Origin of the sequence: Brucella lupini (genome assembly GCF_002252535.1) — a bacterium.
Lineage (GTDB): Bacteria > Pseudomonadota > Alphaproteobacteria > Rhizobiales > Rhizobiaceae > Brucella > Brucella anthropi.
The window spans coordinates 34,658-56,372 of sequence record NZ_NNRN01000029.1; the positions used below are offsets into that span (position 1 = coordinate 34,658).

A 21,715-nucleotide genomic window follows, 5' to 3' on the forward strand; every position below is an offset into this window, starting at 1 on the left:
GCCGTTGGCCGCCGTCGGCGTATGGCGGCCATGTTCACTCAAGTCCGACTGGAAACATTATGAACAGACCGCATCTCACTGGAGCGGAAGCGCTCGTCCATAGTCTTGTTGCTGCCAAGGTAGATACCTGCTTTGCCAATCCCGGCACGAGTGAAATGCATTTTGTCGCGGCGCTTGATCGGATACCCGGTATCCGGTGTGTGCTGGGTCTGCAGGAGAATGTGGTGACCGGGATGGCCGACGGCTATTTCCGCGTCACGCAGCGCCCGGCGGTAACACTGCTGCATTGCGGTCCAGGTTATGCCAATGGCATTGCCAATATTCATAATGCGCGTCGTGCTGGCAGCGGCATGCTCAATATTGTGGGCGATCATGCAACAGATCATGTTGCGCATGACAGTCCGTTGACTGCCGATGTGGAAGCGCTCGTAGGGGGCAGTTCAGAATGGCACCGCTTCGGCACAAAACCGGCATCAATCGGTGCCGACGCCATGGCTGGTCTGAAAGAGGCCTCTTTTGGCTATGGCCGGATCGCGTCTCTGGTCTTGCCCGCAGACGTGTCATGGAGCGAAGGCGGCGTAACGGCGGAACTTGGGGCTATAGAAGGGCCATCTCCAATGGACCCGGCAGTCGTGACGCAAGTAGCCGAAGCTCTGAAATCTGGCCGCAAGGCGGTCATCATCCTCGGTAATCCGGCTGTCGTCGAAGAGTTGCATCCCTTACTCAAGGGCATTGCCGACCAAACCGGCGCTGAATTGATGGGAAGTTCAACCATTTCCAACATGCCGAAGGGAAAAGGGCGGCTGGTGCTGCCGGTCGTGCCTTATGTGGTAACGGAAGCGCTACATTGTCTTGATCCTTATGATCTGGTCGTGCTGGTCAATTGTCCGCCGCCAGTGGGCTTCTTCCGCTATCCTGGTCTGCCGAGCCTGCTGCATCGCGCCGATGCCGAGGTTCTGACTCTGACGACCGCTCATCAGGACGCGAAGGGCGCGTTGACTGCTTTGGCCACAGCGCTTGGGGCTCGTGAAAGCGACATCGCCATCCAGAATGGAGAGATCGAAGTGCCGGTGGATGGTCCGGTAACGCCGGATACTCTGGCCCAGATTGTAGCGCGTCAGATTCCGGAAAACAGCATCATCGTCAATGAGGCGCTGACCTCAGGAGGCGGTTTTGCTGCGGTCATGCCATTGGCTGCTCCGTGTGATTGGTTGACTGTGACAGGCGGTGCAATCGGGGGAGGACTGCCGCTCGCAACGGGCGCTGCCATCGGGGCGGAAGCGGTCGGCGACAAGGGACGACGGGTCATCGCTTTGCAGGCTGACGGCTCCGCCGCCTATACGGTCCAGGCATTGTGGACGCAGGCCCGCGAAAACTTGCCCGTCACCACATTGCTGCTCGACAATCGATCCTACGCCATTCTGCTCGGAGAATATGCCAAGGTTGGTGCCGAACCCGGCCCGACAGCGCTCGACATGATGAGCTTGGTCCGACCGGAAATTGACTGGGTATCGATTGCACGGGGCTTTGGCGTCGAGGCGGTGACGGTGACCACCAATAGCGAGCTGGATTTAGCCTTGACTAAAGCTCTGGCCAAGGATGGGCCGGTGCTCATCGATGTACGACTGGACTGAGATCACGTCATGCAAAATCTGATAGCAAACGTCGCGGGTGCCGAGACAACCGGAATAAAGAAAGTCGGGATCATCGGAGCCGGCGCCATGGGGGCGGGTATTGCAGCGCAGTTTGCCGATGCCGGTATTGCCGTTGAACTGCTGGATATTGCCCGTGGCGTCAACCGTATCGAACCGGCGGAAACCGGGATTTCCCGCCAGCTTAAATTGGGCGGGTTCACGACACCGGAGGCTGCAGCCCGAATACGCCCCGGCAATATTGACGATCATCTCGCCCGGTTACAGGATGCTGACTGGGTCATTGAGGCGGTGGTGGAAAAACTCGACATTAAACGCGAGTTGTTCCTGAAAATTGCACCCCATCTGAAACCGTCAGCAATTCTTTCTTCGAACACCTCAACGATCCCGCGTCATGATCTGGTTGCTGATATGGAAAGCGGGCTTGCACGCCGGTTTGCCATCACGCATTTCTTCAATCCACCACGACTGATGCCTCTTCTCGAAGTTGTTGTCGACGATCAGGCTGATCCTGACCTTTGCGATCGGTTGCATCAAGCGGCCAGAATATTGCTGGGCAAAACCCCGATTCATTGCCATGACACTCCGGGCTTCATTGCCAACCGTATAGGTTGTTTCTGGATAGCGGTGTCGGTCACGGAAGCTTGTCGTTTTGGACTGGATATCGAAACCGCCGACGCTGTGCAGACGGTACTCGGTGTTCCGAAGACCGGTGTTTTCGGGTTGCTCGATCTTATTGGCATAGATCTCGTGCCAACTATATGGGGAGGGCTAATGCAGGTCCTGCCGACAGATGATGCCTTGCAGGACTATAATCTGCCGGACAATCGGCTCATCATGGAGTTGCTGGCAAAGGGATCGTTTGGGCGCAAAGCGGGTGGCGGGTTCTACCGCAAGACGGTCGATGGACGGTTTGAAGTGCTCGATACTGACAAATTGTTTTATCGCGCCATTGGCCAGGTGCAATTGCCTACGGAATTGCAGGAACTCCTTACCGAACAAGGTTCTGTCGGGGACTATGCGCGTTCGGTGTTGCGCAAGCTGGTAAGCTACTGCGAGACACATCTGCCCGAGATTGCCTCGGACGCCTGTGCAATCGATACCGCCATGCAGCTCGGCTATTCTTGGCGCGAAGGGCCTTTTGCACTTGCAGCCAAAGCCGCAGAAATCATCGATCGTTAATGTGATTTACCCCAGTTCTCATCAGCCAGACCAGAGCGAGATGTGCGCATGGATGGTAGCCATCCAGTTAGCCGCAATTGTGTTTGGCTTCGATGTAATTGGAGCAGTAAAAATTCAAAGGAGTACAGAATGAAAGTCCTTGTCGCAGTGAAACGGGTTGTCGATTACAACGTAAAGATCCGTGTAAAGGGTGATGGTTCGGGCGTTGAGCTATCGAACGTGAAGATGTCGATGAACCCTTTTGACGAGATTGCAGTTGAAGAAGCGATCCGTCTGAAGGAAGCTGGCAAGGTCACGGAAATCGTCGCGGTTTCGGTTGGCCCGGCCCAGGCACAGGAAACGCTGCGCACAGCACTCGCCATGGGTGCGGATCGCGCCATTCTCGTTAAGACCGATGAAACCGTCGAGCCGCTTGGCGTTGCCAAGGTGCTGAAGGGTGTGGTCGAGGCGGAAAAGCCGGACCTCGTGTTTCTGGGCAAGCAGGCCATTGACGACGATGCCAACCAGACCGGCCAGATGTTGTCGGCGCTTCTCAACTGGAGCCAGGCGACATTTGCATCCAAGGTTGAACTGGGTGACGGTTCGGCCAAGGTAACGCGTGAAGTTGATGGCGGTCTCCAGACCATCGACGTGAAGCTTCCGGCGATTGTCACGGTCGATCTTCGTTTGAACCAGCCGCGTTATGCGTCGCTGCCGAACATCATGAAGGCCAAGAAGAAGCCGCTCGACGAAAAGTCGCCTGCTGATTTCGGCGCCGACATTGCGCCGCGTCTCAAGGTCCTGAAGACGGAAGAGCCAGGCGGCCGCAAGGCTGGTGTGAAGGTCGGCTCCGTTTCCGAACTGGTCGAGAAGCTCAAGGCCGACGGCGTACTCTAAAGAAATCGGAAGGGACAAGACATATGGCTATTCTTCTTATTGCCGAACACGATAATGCAACCCTTTCCGACCAGACGGCGAAGGCGCTGACGGCGGCTGCCCAGATTGGCGGCGACGTGGATGTTCTGGTTGCAGGCAAGGGCGCGAAGGCTGCGGCCGATGCAGCCGCCAAGCTGAAAGGTGTGCGTAAGGTTCTGCTCGCTGAAAGCGATGCGCTGGAAAACCGTCTGGCCGAGCCAACGGCAGCTCTCATCGTGGAACAGGCAGGCAATTACGATACGATCATCGCACCGGCGACGACCTCGGCCAAGAACATCCTGCCGCGCGTGGCAGCGCTTCTCGATGTGATGCAGCTTTCGGAAATCATGGAAGTCGTATCTGCTGATACGTTCAAGCGCCCGATCTATGCAGGCAATGCAATCCAGACCGTGCAGTCCACCGACGCCAAGAAGGTGATCACGGTGCGCACGGCTTCGTTCCAGGCCAGGGGCGACGGCGGTTCGGCTGCCGTTGAAAGCGTCAATGCGGCTGCCGATCCGGCGCTGTCGAGCTTCGTTGGCAATGCGTTGTCGGATTCGGATCGTCCGGAACTGACCTCGGCCAAGATCATCATCTCGGGTGGTCGTGCACTCGGCTCTGCCGAAAAGTTCCAGGAAGTGATCTTGCCTGTTGCCGACAAGCTCGGTGCGGCGGTTGGCGCCAGCCGTGCTGCGGTCGATGCGGGGTATGCACCGAACGACTGGCAGGTTGGCCAGACGGGCAAGGTGGTCGCACCGGATCTCTACATCGCCGTCGGTATCTCCGGTGCGATCCAGCATCTGGCGGGCATGAAGGATAGCCGCGTGATCGTGGCGATCAACAAGGACGAAGAAGCGCCGATCTTCCAGTTGGCAGATTATGGGCTGGTAGCTGATTTGTTCCAGGCTTTGCCTGAAATGGCTGACAAGGTTTGAGAGAGCTCATCATGAAACGTTCAGTGGTTATTGCTTCTGGGGTTCGCACGCCAATCGGCGATTTTGGTGGCTCTCTTGCAGGTATTCCTCCGTGTGAACTGGGAGCCGCAGTGGCGCGCGAAGCGATCGCGCGTGCTGGCATCGAGCCCGATCAGGTTGAGCAGACAGTCTTCGGCAATGTCATTCACACCAGACCGGAGGATATGTATATTTCGCGCGTCGTTGCGGTTCGTGCCGGGGTTCCTCACACGTCGCCTGCGTTGACTTTGAACCGCCTGTGCGGTTCAGGCCTTCAGGCGGTCGTTTCCGCTGCCGAGCAGATTGAGCTTGGCAAAGCCGATATCGTGCTTGCTGGCGGTGCGGAAAGCATGAGCCGCTCGGGCCATTTACTGACGCAGGCGCGCAACGGTCAGAAGATGGGCGATGTGACCGCGATTGATATGATGGTGGGTGCTCTGACCGATCCCTTCGGTCACGGTCATATGGGCATGACTGCCGAGAATATCGCCGAGCGGTCTGGCATCGATCGGGCAAAGCAGGATGCTTTCGCGGTTGAATCGCACCGTCGTGCGGCAGTAGCAATCGCAGATGGCCGCTTTAGTGGCCAGATACTGCCAATTACCGTCAAGCAAGGTCGGACAGAAAAACTGTTTGATACGGATGAACATGTGCGCAGCAATGTTTCTCTGGAGGATATGGCCAAGCTGCGCACTGCCTTTAGCAAGGACGGCACCGTAACGGCGGGCAATGCATCGGGTCTCAACGATGGCGCGGCAGCTTTGGTTCTTATGGAGGAGGGCGTCGCTAAGGCCCATGGCGTCAAGGCATTAAGCCGCATTATCGCAACCGGACTTGGTGGCGTCGCACCTGAGGTAATGGGTATGGGCCCCGTTCCGGCCAGCCGACAGGCTTTGCGGCGGGCCGGTCTGACCGTAGCCGATATGGATGTGATCGAATCCAACGAAGCGTTTGCGGCGCAGGCCTGTGCGGTGAGCGCGGAATTGGAGTTTCCGGAAGATAAGGTCAATCCGAATGGTGGCGCCGTTGCTCTCGGCCATCCGGTAGGAGCGTCGGGAGCGATCATACTCATCAAGCTTTGCTATGAACTGGAACGTATCGGTGGCCGCTACGGGTTGGCAACAATGTGTATCGGTGGCGGGCAAGGCATTGCGATGGTGGTCGAGCGGGTCTAGGAAGCAGGTTGGGTGCGAGGAGGCTTTCCTAACGGCCAAGCTCCAGTCTGAAAACCATCATGACAGAAAACATTTTCATCACGGTCGAGGCAGCGATTGCGTCAACCGCAATGTCACAGATTGCAGCGCAAGATCTCGTGGGCCACCGTTGCATCAATATGCGCTACGAGACCGTCGGTGGCCTAGGCCCGGGAATTCGAAAAAGATGGTCAGGAACTGCGCGTCCGTGTCGATGGCCAAATCACATTCAACAACTCCCATGCCATGATCGATGCCGCAGTGAATAGTTATGGAATAGCTTATGTGTCGGGGAATATCGTAGAACGAGGCATTGCCTCCGGTGAATGATACGGATTCTTGTCGAGTGGGCGCTTTTTTGATGGCTATTTTCTCAGTTATCCAGCCGGTCGCCAGAACTCGCTGACATTTAAAGTCACGGTCGATGCTTTGTGATATCGCGGTTAGCGAGAAATCGGGTTAAAGCCTCTGAGCTGTCGGGCGGACAAGATCACGCCCAGCCATCACGGTCTTTCGAAAAGGTTTCTTTCTGGCATCAGGCACCTCGAAAGTGACACAGCAATTTCATCAAGTAGTGTGAGATCGATATAAACAGACCTGCAATGGCAATCAGGTGAATAAAGAATTCTGCCGTTGACTCATTGAAATCCCAAAACTCCATCGAGACCTTCGCGGTGAGCTTTGCTCCCATCCCAATTTCAAACCAGCTCCGTATACCTTGAAGGGCGATTAGAACTGTAATCACACGGAGTGTGATCGTCCGTAAAGTATTGGTTCGTTTAATACCTGCCAGATTTCGCGCTACATTCATCAGCATGGACCAACGCATACCGAGATGCAGCGAGACGATGATCAAAGCCCACCAGGCGACCAGAATGTGGATCTGACGCGTCGAGAAACCGCCACTGAAGGGCAGGAAGCTAAACACCGTCCGAGAGATCATCAGGCTCGTCACCAGCAACGCCAGCATCGCCGCTGCGAGCAGGAGAATGGTGGAGCTATTGATCAGCCCGCGTGCCTCATGCCGGCTCTTCGCGAGGGTCTTGTACCAACGGCGATTTAAGAGGTTATGGACGATGATCAGCAGGAACATGCCGGTCCCAACGATCTCGTGGACGGTATTGTCGAGCCAGTAGTAGGCAAGGCCGACAAGCAGCAGGCCCGCAGCTACGAAATCGAATACCAGGCGCAGAAGGAAAGTTCGGTTCAAGGCATGCTCCCTGACTTGATGGATGGCGGAGCGCGCCTAGTTCACGGGATTGGTCCCGTCGAACGCCTGGATTTCGCGGGCGGTGAAGAGGAAATCGCTTCCTGCAGCGCCCTGATGGCAGGACTGGCAGCGGTTCGTGTTCTCGTCCATATTGACCCGGCCATCGGGCCAGAACCATTGAAACTGCCAGTCACCTGTACGCCGTGACTCGTCGTATTCCGCACCCCAGTTCGGACCCTTTTCCATCACGAAGTAACGGTAGAGTTCGCCGTCGCGATAATCGACCAGAACGAATTTGGCACCGTTCGGCACCGGTTGGCCCTGTTTGACGGTTTGGATCAAGTCGGGAGTAGTCATGATGTGAGTGACGGAGTTTCCGCGCTCGCGTCCGGTGTAATGGACAAGGCCGTCGAGACTTTGTGGGAAGGTCACGCGGTTCGTTTCGGCATGGACTTGCCAAGCCAGCAAGCCGGCTGCGCCAAGCACAGATGCAATCAGGGAGGCTCGAAGCAAATTGCGGCTCATCGGTATCCTTCCGGAATACTTTTCCTGTGCGACGGAGCGTGCGCTCCTGTCCGCATTACTTTTGTTCTTGGCTGAGACACCAATGTATCTGTCGCCCGGCAGCGATCAGGTTTCGTGAAAACATAGTTGATATTTGTCGTTGAGATTTGTCAGCGACAGGCGAGTTTGTCGCAAAATGTACGGACGTCACGCCGACCGCGGCCATGAATATGCCCACGTTTCCACGAAAGAACCGCCGGTATATCGCCGGACCTGATCTCCGACGCCTATCGAAATCTCGTGCTCTACTGCTTTCGCGGCAGGCTGATCACGACCTTGAAATGCGGATTGCCGTTCTCAAGCACGATGTCACCGCCGTGATGCCGGACGATCGTCCTTGCAATGGCCAGCCCCAAGCCAACGCCACCGGTCTCGCGGTTTCGGGAGGCTTCGAGACGATAGAACGGCGCAAACACTTTTTCATGCATCGCCTCGGGGATGCCCGGACCATCGTCCTCGACAATGATATCCACGGACTGAGCGTGGTGGCGGAGTTGAACTCGCGCCTCGCTGCCATAACGCACGGCGTTTTCGATGATGTTGCGAATGGCGCGACGGAGGCTGTCGGGGCGGCAGCGGTACGTTGACTTCTCCCCATCCTGATAGGTGACGGGCTGCTCCATATCCGCGAGGTCGTCGCATAAGCTGCCGACCAGTGCATTCAAATCCACAGTGCGCGTCTCTTCAATCGTTGCTTCGCCGCGTGCGAAGGCGATCGTCGCTTCCGTCATGGTCTGGATTTCGTCAATCGTGGCAAGCATTCGCTGCTGAACGTCCGGGTCGGTCACGAACTCGGTCCGCAGGCGCAGGGACGTCAAGGGGGTGCGAAGATCGTGGCCGATTGCCGCCAGCATCCGGGTTCGATCCTCTATGAAACGGAAAAGTCGGGACTGCATCCTGTTGAACGCCGCAGTGGTTTGCCGAATGTCGTCAGTTCCTTCCTCTGGCAGAGGAGGAACGTTTTCGCCTCTGCCAAGCGCTTCAGCGGAAGCGGTCAACCGTCGGAGCGGCCGCGCGATGCGGTTGGCGGCAAAGATTCCGATCACGCACAGCAAGGTGGCAGCCACCGCAAGCGATGCAAGCGTCTGCGGATTCCACCAAGAGGTTGGTGAACTGTTGTAATAGGCCGTGTTCAGAAAGGTGCCATCATCAAGCCGAACCGCGAGCCCAAACCCGCTGGTTCCGCCCAACGCTGTATATTTCGCGGCTTGCGGCAAATTCCACGTCATAGCGGACGGGGTTGCCCAAGGCTCGCCAGCATTGGCCGCAACCATTGCATTCCGTGTGGCATTGTCGATTGCTGCTGGAACGTCGAAACCCGGATGCTGATGAAAGTCGACCAAGTTTGCCAATGGCCGCGCCAGTTCATCTCCCGCGCGTCGTCGCCACGCATCGGCATCGACAGGCTCGCTATTGGAGATCCAGAACCGCGAGTATGTCGTCTCGCTGGCCTCGAGAGCTTCCTTTCGCAAGCCCGCCGGCAGCGAGCCTATAAGCCGCGTGATTGATGTCGCGCGGGTATAGAACTCGCTTTTCGAAGCAGCGTACAACGCCTGCTCACGCTCCGCCCGCGATATGAAAAAGAACAACGCCTGTGACACGACTAACGTGACCAGCACAAATCCGATGAATTGCGCTGCAAGGCTTCTTCGCCACCAATAGATCATTCCGCCACCACATCGGCGGACAGGCTGTATCCTCCGCCCCAATGCGTACGGATGATGGAAGGATTCTTGGGGTCTTCCTCCATCTTCTTTCTCAGACGGCTCACATGGTTGTCGATGCTGCGGTCGAATACGTCCGATGCCCTGCCGACCGTCAGGTCGAGCAACTGGTCGCGCGTCAGCACGATCCCCGGATGTTCGAGAAATGCTTTCAGCAGCCGGAACTCAGCCGTGCTCAGCGGGATTCCCACACCCTCCTTGTCTGTAAGCTCCTGTCGGCCGACATCCAGATGCCATTGTGCGAAACGAATGATTCTCGCCTTGGTCGACTGCCGGGTTTGCGGCGGCAGGCTGTTGACCCGTCGCATTACGGCGCGGACGCGCGCCAGTAACTCGCGGGGATTGAACGGCTTTACGAGGTAGTCGTCCGCGCCAAGCTCCAGACCGACGATACGATCCATCTCCTCCGTCATGGCGGTGAGGAATATTATCGGAACCTGGCTCGTTCCCCTGATCTCCCGACAGACGGACAAACCATCCTCGCCCGGCATCATCACATCGAGCACGATCAGGTCGATCGCGCTATGCTCCATGATGCGTTTCAACGCAGCCCCGCTCTCGGCCAGGCTCACCCTGTAGCCTTGCTTGGAAAGGTATTTGCCGACGAGGTCGCGGATATCTCTGTGGTCATCGACGACGGCGATATGAAGTGTTTCTTCCATTAATGTGATCCGAGTTCTGGCAAATAAACAATACAGCAGGCGGAATGCCGGCGCATTTTCAAAATTGTAAAAGAGTGTGTCCGCGACCGAGCCGGCTTCGTACATTTAGCGACAAACTCGCCTGTTGCTGACAAAGCTCTGCGACAAAGATTTCCTATACCCAAACACACACTGTTTGCCGGACGACCGCTTCTTCGAGGTGGTTCGAACGAGGGCATCCGTAGCTTCAAGAAGCATGTCGTAAACATCTGAAGACCCAAGGACGGTTCGATATCCATGAAGGCCAAACTCCTGAAGAACGCCGTTTCGGCGCTGCTGTTTACCTCCTTCCTTGCGTCCTCCGGCGCAGCGATGGCCGATCAAATGGAGCCGCTGACCATTCAGGAACAAGGCAGCTTCGCTATCGGCGGCAAGGTCGTCGAGACGCCCGGCACCTATAACAACAATGCCCCCACTGCCGAGGGGCAGAGTTTTCACGGCGACCATCTTTACGCGTTCTATCAGGTTCCGCAAAACCCCAAGCCGCTGCCAATCGTCATGCTGCATGGCGCCTTCCAGTCGGCGCGCAGCTGGGAAACGACGTCGGACGGACGTGAAGGCTTCCAGACCATTTTCCTGCGCCGTGGCTTCCCGGTCTATCTGGTCGACCAGCCGCGTCGAGGCCGCGCCGGCAACAGCACCGTGGCGGCAACGATCGAGCCGACGCCTTACGACCAGCTCTTCTTCGATCAGTTCAGGCTCGGCAAGTGGCCGGACTATTTCGAGAACGTGCAATTCGACCGCAAGCCCGAGACGCTTGACCAGTTCCTGCGCTCGGTCACGCCTAACACCGGCCCCTATGACGCTGACGTCATCTCGGATGCAATGGCGGCACTCTTCAACAAGACCGGCGCTGGCATCCTGTTCACCCACTCGCAGGCCGGTGGTCCGGGCTGGCTGACAGCGATCAAGAGCGAGAACGTTAAGGCGATCGTGTCCTACGAGCCTGGCAGCGGCTTCATTTTCCCGGAAGGGGAGTTGCCCGAGGAAATGCCAAGTGCGGCCGGTACATTGAAGCCGGAAGCGGTGCCGCTGGCGGACTTCGAGAAACTGACACGCATCCCGATCATCATCTACTATGGTGACAATTTCCCGGTGGAGCCGACCACCGAGCGCGGCCAGGATAACTGGCGTGTGCGTCTCGCGATGGCGAAGCTCTGGGTCGAGGCCATCAACAAGCGCGGCGGCGATGCGCAGCTCGTGCATCTTCCCGAAATCGGAATCCGCGGCGGCACGCACTTCCTGATGTCGGACCTCAACAACGTCGAGATTGCGGATCACACCGCGAAGTTCCTGGCCGAAAAGAAGCTCGACTAAAGCGTCGGCGCGGCCTCTCCGGAGGTCGTGCGGGCGCATCATTCGCGAAGAAGAGAAAGGAAGATCGACATGGCCAATGACGTTATCGACAACACGCGCCGCAAGCTCCTCGGAGCATCCGCGCTTATTCTCTCGGGAGCAATGCTGGGAATTCCGGCAATGATGACTCCCGCTGCCGCAGCCGACTACAAGCAGAATCCGTTCACGCTGGTGTATGACGGCGCGATCACCAAGAACGAGCCGGGCAAGGTCAATATCCACCCGGTCAAATACAAACTGCATGGGTTGGATATCGTCGCCAACGTCTATACGCCGGCGAACTACGATCCGAACCAGAAATATCCTGCCATCGTCGTCGCTCACCCCAACGGCGGGATCAAGGAGCAGGTTGCGGGCCTGTATGCCCAACGTCTGGCGGAACAGGGTTACATCACGATCGCGATGGACGCGGCCTATCAGGGTGGAAGCGGCGGCGAACCGCGCTCCGTGGACAAGCCCCAGTTCCGCATCGAGGACATTCACGGCGCTGCGGACTTCATCACGGCTTACGCAGGCGTCAATCCGGAACGCCTTGCTCTGCTCGGCATCTGCGGCGGCGGTGGATACTCGCTATCTGCGGCGAAAGCTGACAAACGCTTCAAGTCGATCGCGACCCTTAGCATGTTCAACTCCGGACGGGTTCGCCGTGAGGGCTTTGCGGATTCACAGCAGGACACAATCCAGGAGCGCCTGAAGCAGGTATCGGCTGCCCGCGCGCAGGAGATGGCCGGCGGCGAAATCCTTTATTCGGGCGACGCCAACCTGACGGACGAGCAGATCGCCGCGCTGCCGTTCGAAATGTACCGGCAGGGCTACGAATACTACTGGAAAACCCACGCGCACCCCAACTCGACCTTCAAATACACGACGAGCAGCTTGCTGGACCTGATGCGTTGGGACGCGACGGACCAGATCGAGCTGATCGACCAGCCGCTGCTGATGATCGCCGGCAGCAAGGCGGACAGCCTCTATATGACCGAGGAGGCCTTCCCCAAGGCCACCGGGACGAAGGACAAGGAATTGTTCAAGATCGAGGGCGCAACCCATATCGAGACGTATTGGGTTCCCGAATATGTCGATGCTGCGATGGGCAAGCTGACGCCGTTCTACGCTCGGACCGTTGGTGCCGATCGCTCGTAATTCGGCTTGCCGTGCCCGGCGCTGATGCGTCGGACACGGCTCCTGTGAGCGACAAAGAGCCTTCAATCGCGCAGTGGACCGGAGCCTGCGGACGTCGGTCTGCCGCATGGCCCTCAACGATCATTCTGTGAACACCTGAGAGAGATTGGAAAAACCATATGAAATTCGCCGCCCTCGCTTTCGCGCTTGCGTTCGTCGGAGTGACGCACGCTCACGCCCAGTCGCAACAGCCCTCCGATCAACAAGCGCAGCAGCAAACCCAAGCGCGTGCCTCCAGCCCGCTTCAGCAGAAGCTGGTTCCCGGTATGGCAAATTATACGGACGAGGTGCTGTTCGGCGAGATCTGGCCGGGACAGGGCCTTTCGCCGCGCGACCGCAGCCTCGCCGTCATTTCGGTCCTCATCGCAACGAACAAGCCGGACCAGCTTCGAGGCCACCTTGGTCGCGCTTTGACCAATGGTGTTACGCCCATTGAAGCATCGGGCGTCCTTACCCACCTTGCCATTTACTCGGGCTGGCCGAATGCGGTCTCGGCTCTTGAAGTCTATGATAAGGTCTATACTGAGCGGAACATCGACTTCGCTGCACTGCAAGCCGATCTTCAGCCGCTTTCTCCTGCGTCTTCGGATTCTGCGACAGCGGAGGCTGTGACCAAGCAATTCGGAGCCGTGGCGCCGAAATTCGCCGACCTTAACAACCGTTTTGTCTTCGGCGACCTGTGGACCCGATCGGACCTCAGCGTCCGTGATCGCAGCCTCGTGACAATCGCGACCCTTACGGCAACAGGCGACACTGACCTGCTTGAGCCATATCTGCGCCGCGGCCTAGAAGCCGGCCTCACGCGCGACGAGATAGCGGAAGCCCTGACGCATCTTGGCTTCTATGCCGGCTGGGGGAAGGCCACCAGAGCGCTGGCAGTCGTAACCAAGACTCTGGGCGGTTGACCTTGCTCGCCCCCCTAGGAACCACGCCAGCACGAAAGGACCAGTGACCATGAAACAATCCTTCGTAAAAGTTGCGCTGCTGTGTGCGACGCCGTTCACCACGGCAGTTCTCACCGTTGCAACGTCAGCCTATGCTGATACTGAAGTCGTCGTCACCCGCACCGGCTCACAGCCGTCCGCCGCTGGGCTTGCGGAAAACTTCACCGGCTCCGTCCGCGTCGACGACCGCTTCAAAGGGAGCGGTGAAGCCCGGATCGGCGGGGCGACCGTGACCTTCGAACCGGGAGCACGGACCGCTTGGCACACGCACCCGCTCGGCCAGACCCTGATCGTCACGCAGGGCATCGGTCTGGTGCAGGCCGAGGGTGGCCCCATTCAGGAAATCCGGCCCGGCGACGTCGCCTGGATTCCGCCGGGCGTGAAGCACTGGCATGGCGCAAGCCCAACGGTCGGCATGAGCCATATCGCCTTCTCCGAATCGCTCGACGGTAAGTCCGTCGAATGGATGGAGCAGGTTTCTGACGAGCAGTACAGCCGCTAGTCGCACCTGTATCGAAACCGCGCAGGCCGCCGATACGGCGGCCTGTCGTTTGTTCAAACCAGCATTTTGACCCAAAGCGAGCTTGCCTTTGAAAAAGATCGCCAATCCCGTCGCCTTGAGCGTTCTCGCCGCTTGCGCCGTCTTTCTCGCCGGTTGGCAGGTGCAGGCTGAATCGAACCGTGTCCAGTTTCCCGATCTCGATTCCTTGGTTCATTACACTACCGTCCGACGCGGCAATTTGATGGAGCACATCATGACCACGCCTGCGGCCGTGGAGGCCGTCAAGAATCGACAGCCTATTCCGGCAGGGACGCATTTCGTCCTGGTGGATCATCCGGATGGCGAACTCTATCGCTACTTCGTCATGCAGAAGGGCGAAAACTGGGGCGCCGAATACGAGGAAAGCCGCCGCACTGGCGACTGGCAGTTCCAGTGGTTCTGGCCGGACAAAACGATCAACATGGATGAGAATACAGCGCGCTGTCAGTCCTGCCACAGCGGCCAACAAGGCAGCGACTACCTTTATACGGCCTATCGCATTCCCCGATTCAACGGCATGCCGATCCAATGAGTGGGAGGTGGAGCGCTTGACCCCTGTTTTCTACTCCCGACTGGTTCTCGATCTTGTTGCCGCAGGACTGCTGTTGTTCGGCTTTTCGTACTGGTGGCTCGGCAATGTCGCGCATGAACTGGCCGGGACCGCTATGTTTCTGCTGGTCATCGCGCACAACGTCTTCAACCGCCGCTGGTACGGCACGATCCGCACGGCGAAACGGGAGGCGCGCAGCTTGTTCAATGCTGTGGCGACACTTCTGTTGCTTTTAGCGATGTTGGCTTTGTTCGTTACCAGCGTGCTCATTTCTAACGCGCTGTCCGACGTCATGTCGACCTATGGCGGCTTTACCGTGCGGCAAATTCACACCCTTGCGGCCTATTGGGCGCTGGCGATCGTCGCCATCCACCTCGGTCTGCGCTGGCCAATGTTGATGAGCATGGCCCGTCATCTTTTTAGGATTTCCGGCGTCAGCACCATGCGAACGCTGATGCTGCGCGCAGTCACAATGGCGATCGCCGTACTCGGGGTCTGGAGTTCGTTCGAACTGGGCCTCGGCGACAAGCTCTCCATGCAGATGACGCTAGACTGGTGGAATTTCGAGGAATCGGTTGCTGGCTTTTTCTTCCACTGCGTGGCGATCGCTGGGCTATATATGTGTCTGACCTATTACTCTATGAAATGGATTTTAGGTAGAAAACGTAAAATGCTTCATGGGAACAGCGTTCAAGCGCAAATCAAAGCCCAAGAATGATCTTGGCCAAGGAGGATCGATAGCCACTCCATCTCTTCTAGACGTCCATCAGACCGCGGCCGAATCAGCCCTCGATGACGCCGAGCGCAAAGGATTTCGGCTCGCCGTCATCGGCCGAACCTGCGCCCTTATTGCGTTCGCCGGCTTTTACCTGGCACTCTACGCGTATCCCAATAATGTGTATGTTGCAGGAGCTATCGTACTCATTGCGGCCCTCGGTCTAATTCCATTGTGGCTGATCCAAAGCCGATATGAGCGCGTCGCCCGCTTTGTCCTATTCACCTTCGATGCAGCGACAGCGAGTGCCATACTTGCGTTTGCACCACTTAGCAGTGGGGGTGATGTCCCTCAGAACCTCGTTTTTCTGTCCAGCCGTACCGACTATTATTACGTCATCTTGGCGACCTCTATTCTGACACTCTCACCGGCACTGGTTATATGGACCGGATTTTGCATCGTCATCGGTCTCGCCGGCGCTACAGTGTCGATCATATCAGGCATGAGTGATATCGTTAGCCTCGGGAATTTGCCCGCTTCTCCTTCGCGCGAGGAAGTGCTTGCGGTACTTCTCAATCCCAACTTCTTCGCAATTCCTGTTCGCCTAAATGAAGGAGTTGCTCTTGGGCTCGTAACGGGCGTTGCGGCGCTGGCCGTTCATCGCGCGCGCAATGTGGTTCGTGCTAATGCAGCGACGGAAGCGGAGCGAGCCCGCATCCAGCGGATATTCGGGCACTATGTCCCGCCACAAGTGGCTGAGCAGCTAATTCATGCTGGCCAACTGGCGCCCCAGCAGCGCACCGCCAGCATACTCTTTGCCGACATTGAAGGCTTCACGCGCCTGTCGGAAACCGTATCGCCCTCGAACCTCGTAGAAATGCTCAACGACTTCTTCGGAGCAGCTACGGCGATTGTCGACGCTCATGGAGGCGTTGTTGTGAACTATATCGGAGACGCCCTGATTGCCTCCTTCAACGCGCCAGTTCCTGCCGAAGACCATCCCGCACGCGCGATTGCAGTTGCTCGCGACCTGCTTTCTCTCGTCTCGGAAAGGGAGTTTGAAGGCCACAAGCTGCGCTTGCGTATCGGTGTCGCAACCGGCCCAGTAGCGGCCGGTACCGTTGGGGGCCAAGCACGTCATACTTATACGCTATATGGCGATACCGTGAACGTGGCACAGCGCCTGGAGGAGTTAAACAAGGAATTTAACACAGATTGTCTCATCAGCAGCAGCACCTTCGAATGTGCTCGTTCAGTTTGCGTTGATGCGATTAAGGTGGGAGCGGTGCAGGTGCGCGGCCGTGAAAATGCGGTGGAGGTCTATTCTCTTGGTGAGCAAAAAGACACACCTCATAACAAGCTGATCGGCACTCTAGGCGAACAGGATCAATCGTCGCGATAGCGGAGAACGCGAGCCAATAAGGCCAACGCCGGCGATTGCTGTCTGCGGCTCGGATAGTATAGGTGATACCCCGGAAAGGAGGGACACCAATCCTCCAAGACCCTCACCAATCGGCCCTCCGCAATATAGGGAAGTGCCTGATCTTCGGGGACGTAGGTCACACCGAGACCGTCCAGTGCCGAAGCAAGTCTCATGGCAAGGCTATTGAAGACGAGTTGTCCTTCACCTCGCACGTTGACCTCGCGTCCTTGCTGTTCCAGATCCCAGGGAAACAGGCCGCCGTAAGTCGGAAGGCGCACATTTATGCAATTGTGCGTCGTCAGGTCGTGAGGCGTCTGCGGATATGGGTGTCGCTCGAAATAGGCAGGCGATCCAACGATTGCCATACGCATGTCCGGACCGATCGGGACCGCGATCATGTCTTTGGCGACCTGTTCGCCCATACGAACACCGGCGTCGTACTTTTCCGCGACGATATCCGTCAAGCCGTAGTCGATGATGATCTCGACATGGATGTCGGGATGATCCGGCAGGAACCGCTTGAGTGCGGGTTGCAGTACCGAGATCGCTGGATGCTCGCCGGCCGTAATCCGCACGGTGCCGGCCGGCTTGTCCCGAAACGCGCTTAATGCGGCCAGTTCCGCCTGTATCTCCTCAAAACGAGGAGCGATGGTCTGCAGCAGGCGTTCACCGGCCTCTGTCGAGGAAACGCTGCGCGTGGTGCGAGTCAAAAGCCGCACGCCCAGCCGCTCTTCGAGATTGCGGATGGTCTGGCTGAGCGCCGACGGCGAGACACCAAGTTTCGCGGCCGCCCGCGTGAAGCTCTGCTCCCTGGCAACGGCCGCGAACGCAGCGAGATCGTTGAAGTTTTCCATATCGATTTGTTAGCTCATCTAAAAGGCTCATGCGGATTATAGCATATTATCGCAATCTGCCAAAGTCGGTATATTGGCAGTGACCGTCTCGCAAGGTCGGGGAATGTCCGCTTCGAGGCTTTTGCCTGCGACATGGGACGAGGCGCGACTCAATCGGCATAGCCGACACAGGATCATTATCTAGGCGGTATGCGCGCCGCCTATATCCGTCGATCGCCAGCGGCATCTATCGACACAGAACACATGGAAGGACCGCAAGCATGAATAATGAAGGTATTCCAACTATCGGCCGTCGTAGTGTCCTCGGCCTGATGGGCAGCCTCGCGGCTGCGCCCATTCTGGCAGGCGCCAGCTCGGGCGCATCAGCCCAAGCTGCAGACACGTCTGCGGTCTCGGCAAGCGGACGCCGGAAGCTTGGAACGCTGGAAGTCTCGAATATCGGGCTTGGCGTCCAGAACATGCACCGCACCTATCAGACGACAATTCCGTCCCGACCAGAGATGATCAGCATCATCCGCACGGCTCACGAGCGCGGCGTGACCTTCTTCGATACTGCCGAAGCCTATGGCCCGCACGAGTGCGAACGCATCCTCGGTGAAGCCATCGAACCATTTCGCGACAGTGTCGTGATCACCTCCAAATTCGGCTGGAACATCGATCTGGAGACTGGCGAACGTCGACCGGGCCTGAATAGCCGCCCCGACCACATCAAGCAGGCGGTGGAAGGCATGCTCAAGCGCCTGCGCACTGACCGCATCGATCTACTCTACCAGCACCGTGTCGATCCGAACGTTCCGATCGAGGACGTTGCAGGCGCGGTAAAGGATCTCATGGATCAGGGCAAGGTCCTGCATTGGGGCCTCTCTGAGATGGGCCTCAACACACTGCGCCGCGCGCATGTCGCGCTTCCCGTGTCGGCCGTCCAGAGCGAATATTCGATGCTTTGGCGCGGGCCGGAAGCAGAGGTCATTCCCGTTTGCGAGGAACTGGGTATCGGCTTCGTGCCGTGGAGCCCGCTCGGCGTCGGATTTCTGACCGGAGCGATCGATGCACAGACTCGCTTTGCCGAAGGCGATATCCGCGGGATCGAGTCGCGCTTCGCGCCCGAGAACCTGCCGGCGAACCTGGCGCTCGTAAAACTCTTGGGTGAGTGGGCGGACAGGAAGCAGGCCACACGGGCGCAGATCGCTTTGGCGTGGCTGATGGCGCAAAAGCCTTGGATCGTTCCGATCCCCGGCACGACGCAGATGGCTCACATGCTCGACAATATCGGCGCTGCTTCGGTCAACTTCACACCTGACGAAATAGGCGAACTCAACGCAGCCGCGACGGCGATCGAGGTGCGCGGCCAGCGTCTGCCCGACGCCGTTCTGGCGTTCTCGAACGTCGAGGCGCCAGCGAAGAAGTAAAGGAGCTGTCATCATGAAACGCAGGCATCTTGGAAATCTTGAAGTTTCGGCTCTCGGACTCGGGTGTATGGGTCTGAGCCACGGCTACGGGCCGGCTGTCGAGAAGAAGGACGGCATTGCGCTGATCCGCAAGGCCGTCGACCTTGGCGTCACTTTCTTCGATACGGCGGAAGTCTATGGTCCGTTCACCAATGAGGAACTGGTCGGCGAAGCGCTTGAGCCGGTTCGCGATCGGGTCGTCATCGCCACCAAGTTCGGTTTCGACATTGGAAGCGACAACAAGGCGCGCCCGCTCAACAGCCGCCCCGAACAGATCAGGAAAGTGGCCGACGCCAGCCTGAAGCGTCTTCGCACCGATCGCATCGACCTGTTTTATCAGCATCGTGTCGATCCCGATGTGCCGATCGAGGATGTCGCGGGCGCCGTCAAGGAATTGATCGCAGCCGGCAAGGTCAAGCATTTCGGGCTTTCGGAAGCGGGAGTCGGCACGATCCGGCGCGCTCACGCGGTCCAGCCGGTAACAGCGCTTCAGAGCGAATATTCGCTCTGGTGGCGGGAGCCGGAAAAGGACGTGCTGCCCACTCTTGAGGAACTAGGCATCGGCTTCGTGCCGTTCAGCCCTCTCGGCAAGGGTTTCCTCACCGGCGCCATCAACGCGGATACGCAATTCGCCAGCAACGATTTCCGCGCCAACGTCCCGCGCTTCTCGGAAGAAAACCGAAAGGCCAATCAGGCGCTGGTCGATCTGCTCGGCCAGATTGCGGCTCATAAGGGCGTGACCCCGGCGCAGATCGCAATCGCCTGGCTGCTGTCGCAAAAGCCATGGATCGTGCCGATCCCCGGTACCACGAAGCTTCATCGTCTTGAAGAGAATATCGGAGCCGCCGACCTGGCGTTGACCGCCGCCGACCTCTCCGGGATCGACGCGGCGCTCTCGAATATCACGGTGCTGGGCGCCCGTTACAACGCTGCCTATCAGGCCCTGGTCGGCCGATGAAGAAACAATGAGGACAAGTGAATGAGCGAGAATATCAAGGACAAAGTCGTTGTCATCACCGGCGCGTCGAGCGGGCTGGGCGCGGAAACGGCCCGCCATCTGGTGCGGGAAGGGGCGAAGGTGGTGCTCGGCGCGCGGCGTCTCGACCGGCTCGAAGCGCTGGCGAAGGAACTGAGCCTCGGTGAGGAGGCCGTCTTCAAGGTCGATGTGACCGACCGGGAGCAGGTCAAGGCTTGCGTCGACCACGCCGTCAAGACCCATGGCCGTATTGACGTGATGATCAACAATGCGGGGATCATGCCGCTGGCGCCGCTGGAGATGATGCGCTTAGATGAGTGGGACCAGTGCATTGACGTCAACATCAAGGGCGTGCTCTGGGGCATCGCCGCCGCGCTCCCTTACTTCAAGGAGCAAAAGAGCGGCCAATTCATCAACGTGTCCTCCGTCGCGGGGCATAAGGTCGGTCCGGGCAGCGCCATCTACTCGGCCAGCAAGACCGCCGTGCGCGTGATCTCGGAGGGGCTGCGCCAGGAGGTCAAGCCCTACAATATCCGCACCACCGTTCTGTCGCCGGGCGCCGTCGACACGGAATTGCCCGCGTCGGTCAAGGCCGAAGGTGTCGCGGAGGGCATCGCGCAGTTTTACGAATCGACCGCCATCCCCGCATCGAGCTTCGCCCGCTGCGTTCTCTTCACGATGAGTCAGCCCGACGACGTGGACATCAACGAGATCCTGTTCCGTCCGACCGCGCAGGATCTTTGAGAAACCAGGCGTGCGCCATGCGGGCACACTCCATCAGGGAGAAAACCATGACCACCTGGCTGATCACCGGATGCTCGACCGGCCTTGGCAAGAGCTTTGCGCGCGCCGCCCTAAAAGCCGGATTCAACGCCGTCATCACCGCGCGCAATACCCAGGCGCTTGACGAACTCGCCGCCGCCTATCCGAAAACGGCTCTCGCAACCACGCTGGATGTGACCGACACGGCGGCCGTCGCGCGCGTCGTCAAGCAGGCCGAAGAGCGTTTCGGCGCGATCGACGTACTGGTCAACAACGCCGGCTACGGCTACCGCGGCGCGGTCGAGGAAGGCGACGACCGGGAGGTTGCCGACCTCTTCGCCACCAATTTCTTCGGTACGGTGGCCATGATCAAGGCGGTGCTGCCCGGCATGCGCGCACGCCGCAGCGGCACGATCGTCAACCTGTCCTCGATCGCCGGCCGGCTGGCCGCACCGGGCTCGGGCTATTATTCGGCTTCCAAGTTCGCTGTCGAAGGCATGTCCGACGCACTGCGCAAGGAGCTGGCGCCGCTCGGCATCCGCGTGATCGTCGTCGAGCCCGGCGCGTTCAGGACCGACTTTGCCGGCCGCTCTCTGCATCAGGCAAAGGCGAGCATCGACGACTACGCATCGACCGCCGGGACGCGCCGCAAGGAGAACGACACCACGGACGGCACCCAGCAAGGCGATCCCGCAAGGGGAGCGCGTGTCCTCGTCGATGTCGTCGGACGCACCGATCCGCCTTTCCGGCTGTTGCTCGGAAGCGATGCGGTGAAGAACGCCCGCGCCGAGTTGGACGCGCAGCGCGCCGAACTTGAGGCATGGGAAGATATAAGCACCAGTACCGATTTTCCCGATGGAAACTGGCAGCCGGCGCGCTGATCCAGATCGGGCA

Annotated in this window: 21 protein-coding genes; 16 read left to right on the forward strand and 5 right to left on the reverse strand. The window is 58.5% G+C overall.

Going from position 1 to position 21,715, the window contains the following annotated elements:
- Nucleotides 1–59 precede the first annotated feature (59 nt).
- From CES86_RS02460 to bktB, 5 genes are all read left to right on the forward strand, one after another.
- Nucleotides 60–1,634: an acetolactate synthase large subunit gene (locus tag CES86_RS02460; protein ID WP_094513510.1), complete on the forward strand. Its 1,575-nt coding sequence runs from the start codon at nt 60–62 to the stop codon at nt 1,632–1,634.
- A gap of 9 nt (nt 1,635–1,643) precedes the next feature.
- Nucleotides 1,644–2,834 (forward strand): 3-hydroxyacyl-CoA dehydrogenase family protein, encoded by a 1,191-nt coding sequence (locus tag CES86_RS02465; protein WP_094513511.1) that lies wholly within the window; start codon nt 1,644–1,646, stop codon nt 2,832–2,834.
- Between the two features lie 129 nt (nt 2,835–2,963).
- Nucleotides 2,964–3,710, forward strand: coding sequence for an electron transfer flavoprotein subunit beta/FixA family protein (locus CES86_RS02470; protein WP_094513513.1), 747 nt, complete (start codon nt 2,964–2,966; stop codon nt 3,708–3,710).
- A 23-nt stretch (nt 3,711–3,733) separates the two neighbouring features.
- Nucleotides 3,734–4,663: an electron transfer flavoprotein subunit alpha/FixB family protein gene (locus CES86_RS02475; protein WP_094513514.1), complete on the forward strand. Its 930-nt coding sequence runs from the start codon at nt 3,734–3,736 to the stop codon at nt 4,661–4,663.
- 11 nt (nt 4,664–4,674) lie between these two features.
- Nucleotides 4,675–5,856, forward strand: coding sequence for a beta-ketothiolase BktB (gene bktB / locus CES86_RS02480; RefSeq protein WP_094513515.1), 1,182 nt, complete (start codon nt 4,675–4,677; stop codon nt 5,854–5,856).
- 553 nt (nt 5,857–6,409) lie between these two features.
- Here the strand turns inward: bktB and CES86_RS02485 are convergent.
- The 4 genes from CES86_RS02485 to CES86_RS02500 all read right to left on the reverse strand — a co-directional run bounded on the left by CES86_RS02485 (nt 6,410) and on the right by CES86_RS02500 (nt 10,034).
- Nucleotides 6,410–7,084 carry a DUF4405 domain-containing protein gene (locus CES86_RS02485; protein ID WP_094513516.1) on the reverse strand — a complete coding sequence of 225 codons (675 nt, stop codon included), beginning with the start codon at nt 7,082–7,084 and terminating at the stop codon, nt 6,410–6,412.
- 36 nt (nt 7,085–7,120) lie between these two features.
- The gene (locus CES86_RS02490) at nt 7,121–7,609 is read right to left on the reverse strand and encodes a cytochrome P460 family protein (RefSeq protein WP_094513517.1); all 489 of its coding nucleotides are present in this window, start codon (nt 7,607–7,609) and stop codon (nt 7,121–7,123) included.
- A 284-nt stretch (nt 7,610–7,893) separates the two neighbouring features.
- Entirely contained in the window at nt 7,894–9,315 is a 1,422-nt protein-coding gene (locus CES86_RS02495; RefSeq protein ID WP_094513519.1) for an ATP-binding protein, read from the reverse strand.
- Nucleotides 9,312–10,034, reverse strand: a complete 723-nt coding sequence (locus CES86_RS02500; RefSeq protein ID WP_094513683.1) for a response regulator — start codon at nt 10,032–10,034, stop codon at nt 9,312–9,314. The genes CES86_RS02495 and CES86_RS02500 overlap by 4 nt, the downstream gene beginning before the upstream one ends.
- A 276-nt stretch (nt 10,035–10,310) precedes the next feature.
- Between CES86_RS02500 and CES86_RS02505 the strand changes: the two genes are divergently transcribed.
- From CES86_RS02505 to CES86_RS02535, 7 genes are all read left to right on the forward strand, one after another.
- A complete protein-coding gene (locus CES86_RS02505; RefSeq protein ID WP_094513520.1) occupies nt 10,311–11,390 on the forward strand; it encodes an alpha/beta hydrolase in 1,080 nt (359 codons plus the stop codon).
- Nucleotides 11,391–11,459: 69 nt separating this feature from the next.
- A complete protein-coding gene (locus CES86_RS02510) occupies nt 11,460–12,569 on the forward strand; it encodes an alpha/beta hydrolase (RefSeq protein WP_094513521.1) in 1,110 nt (369 codons plus the stop codon).
- Nucleotides 12,570–12,727: 158 nt separating this feature from the next.
- Nucleotides 12,728–13,513 (forward strand): carboxymuconolactone decarboxylase family protein, encoded by a 786-nt coding sequence (locus CES86_RS02515; protein ID WP_094513522.1) that lies wholly within the window; start codon nt 12,728–12,730, stop codon nt 13,511–13,513.
- Nucleotides 13,514–13,562: 49 nt separating this feature from the next.
- Complete coding sequence (locus CES86_RS02520; protein WP_094513523.1) at nt 13,563–14,054, forward strand: (R)-mandelonitrile lyase; 492 nt, start codon at nt 13,563–13,565, stop codon at nt 14,052–14,054.
- Between the two features lie 88 nt (nt 14,055–14,142).
- Nucleotides 14,143–14,625 carry a cytochrome P460 family protein gene (locus tag CES86_RS02525; RefSeq protein ID WP_094513525.1) on the forward strand — a complete coding sequence of 161 codons (483 nt, stop codon included), beginning with the start codon at nt 14,143–14,145 and terminating at the stop codon, nt 14,623–14,625.
- Nucleotides 14,626–14,641: 16 nt separating this feature from the next.
- Nucleotides 14,642–15,361: a DUF4405 domain-containing protein gene (locus CES86_RS02530; protein WP_094513526.1), complete on the forward strand. Its 720-nt coding sequence runs from the start codon at nt 14,642–14,644 to the stop codon at nt 15,359–15,361.
- Entirely contained in the window at nt 15,321–16,760 is a 1,440-nt protein-coding gene (locus tag CES86_RS02535) for an adenylate/guanylate cyclase domain-containing protein (RefSeq protein WP_094513527.1), read from the forward strand. Before CES86_RS02530 ends, CES86_RS02535 begins: the two co-directional genes overlap by 41 nt.
- Here the strand turns inward: CES86_RS02535 and CES86_RS02540 are convergent.
- A complete protein-coding gene (locus tag CES86_RS02540; RefSeq protein WP_192802334.1) occupies nt 16,745–17,635 on the reverse strand; it encodes a LysR family transcriptional regulator in 891 nt (296 codons plus the stop codon). The genes CES86_RS02535 and CES86_RS02540 overlap by 16 nt on opposite strands.
- Nucleotides 17,636–17,895: 260 nt before the next feature.
- On the opposite strand from CES86_RS02540, the gene CES86_RS02545 reads away from it, so the two are divergent.
- From CES86_RS02545 to CES86_RS02560, 4 genes are read left to right on the forward strand one after another with little or no spacing between them, the layout of a single operon-like run.
- Complete coding sequence (locus CES86_RS02545; RefSeq protein ID WP_094513530.1) at nt 17,896–19,044, forward strand: aldo/keto reductase; 1,149 nt, start codon at nt 17,896–17,898, stop codon at nt 19,042–19,044.
- A gap of 13 nt (nt 19,045–19,057) precedes the next feature.
- A complete protein-coding gene (locus CES86_RS02550) occupies nt 19,058–20,041 on the forward strand; it encodes an aldo/keto reductase (RefSeq protein ID WP_094513531.1) in 984 nt (327 codons plus the stop codon).
- Nucleotides 20,042–20,062: 21 nt separating this feature from the next.
- A complete protein-coding gene (locus CES86_RS02555) occupies nt 20,063–20,803 on the forward strand; it encodes an SDR family oxidoreductase (RefSeq protein WP_094513533.1) in 741 nt (246 codons plus the stop codon).
- Nucleotides 20,804–20,850: 47 nt separating this feature from the next.
- Complete coding sequence (locus CES86_RS02560; RefSeq protein WP_094513534.1) at nt 20,851–21,702, forward strand: oxidoreductase; 852 nt, start codon at nt 20,851–20,853, stop codon at nt 21,700–21,702.
- Nucleotides 21,703–21,715: the final 13 nt, after the last annotated feature.

Bases quoted from the DNA above. Each gene is read 5' to 3' on its own strand.
- CES86_RS02460 (WP_094513510.1), top strand. From the start codon at position 60: ATGAACAGACCGCATCTCACTGGAGCGGAAGCGCTCGTCCATAGTCTT.
- CES86_RS02465 (WP_094513511.1), top strand. From the start codon at position 1,644: ATGCAAAATCTGATAGCAAACGTCGCGGGTGCCGAGACAACCGGAATA.
- CES86_RS02470 (WP_094513513.1), top strand. From the start codon at position 2,964: ATGAAAGTCCTTGTCGCAGTGAAACGGGTTGTCGATTACAACGTAAAG.
- CES86_RS02475 (WP_094513514.1), top strand. From the start codon at position 3,734: ATGGCTATTCTTCTTATTGCCGAACACGATAATGCAACCCTTTCCGAC.
- bktB (WP_094513515.1), top strand. From the start codon at position 4,675: ATGAAACGTTCAGTGGTTATTGCTTCTGGGGTTCGCACGCCAATCGGC.
- CES86_RS02490 (WP_094513517.1), bottom strand. From the start codon at position 7,609: ATGAGCCGCAATTTGCTTCGAGCCTCCCTGATTGCATCTGTGCTTGGC.
- CES86_RS02495 (WP_094513519.1), bottom strand. From the start codon at position 9,315: ATGATCTATTGGTGGCGAAGAAGCCTTGCAGCGCAATTCATCGGATTT.
- CES86_RS02500 (WP_094513683.1), bottom strand. From the start codon at position 10,034: ATGGAAGAAACACTTCATATCGCCGTCGTCGATGACCACAGAGATATC.
- CES86_RS02505 (WP_094513520.1), top strand. From the start codon at position 10,311: ATGAAGGCCAAACTCCTGAAGAACGCCGTTTCGGCGCTGCTGTTTACC.
- CES86_RS02510 (WP_094513521.1), top strand. From the start codon at position 11,460: ATGGCCAATGACGTTATCGACAACACGCGCCGCAAGCTCCTCGGAGCA.
- CES86_RS02515 (WP_094513522.1), top strand. From the start codon at position 12,728: ATGAAATTCGCCGCCCTCGCTTTCGCGCTTGCGTTCGTCGGAGTGACG.
- CES86_RS02520 (WP_094513523.1), top strand. From the start codon at position 13,563: ATGAAACAATCCTTCGTAAAAGTTGCGCTGCTGTGTGCGACGCCGTTC.
- CES86_RS02535 (WP_094513527.1), top strand. From the start codon at position 15,321: ATGGGAACAGCGTTCAAGCGCAAATCAAAGCCCAAGAATGATCTTGGC.
- CES86_RS02540 (WP_192802334.1), bottom strand. From the start codon at position 17,635: ATGGAAAACTTCAACGATCTCGCTGCGTTCGCGGCCGTTGCCAGGGAG.
- CES86_RS02545 (WP_094513530.1), top strand. From the start codon at position 17,896: ATGAATAATGAAGGTATTCCAACTATCGGCCGTCGTAGTGTCCTCGGC.
- CES86_RS02550 (WP_094513531.1), top strand. From the start codon at position 19,058: ATGAAACGCAGGCATCTTGGAAATCTTGAAGTTTCGGCTCTCGGACTC.
- CES86_RS02555 (WP_094513533.1), top strand. From the start codon at position 20,063: ATGAGCGAGAATATCAAGGACAAAGTCGTTGTCATCACCGGCGCGTCG.
- CES86_RS02560 (WP_094513534.1), top strand. From the start codon at position 20,851: ATGACCACCTGGCTGATCACCGGATGCTCGACCGGCCTTGGCAAGAGC.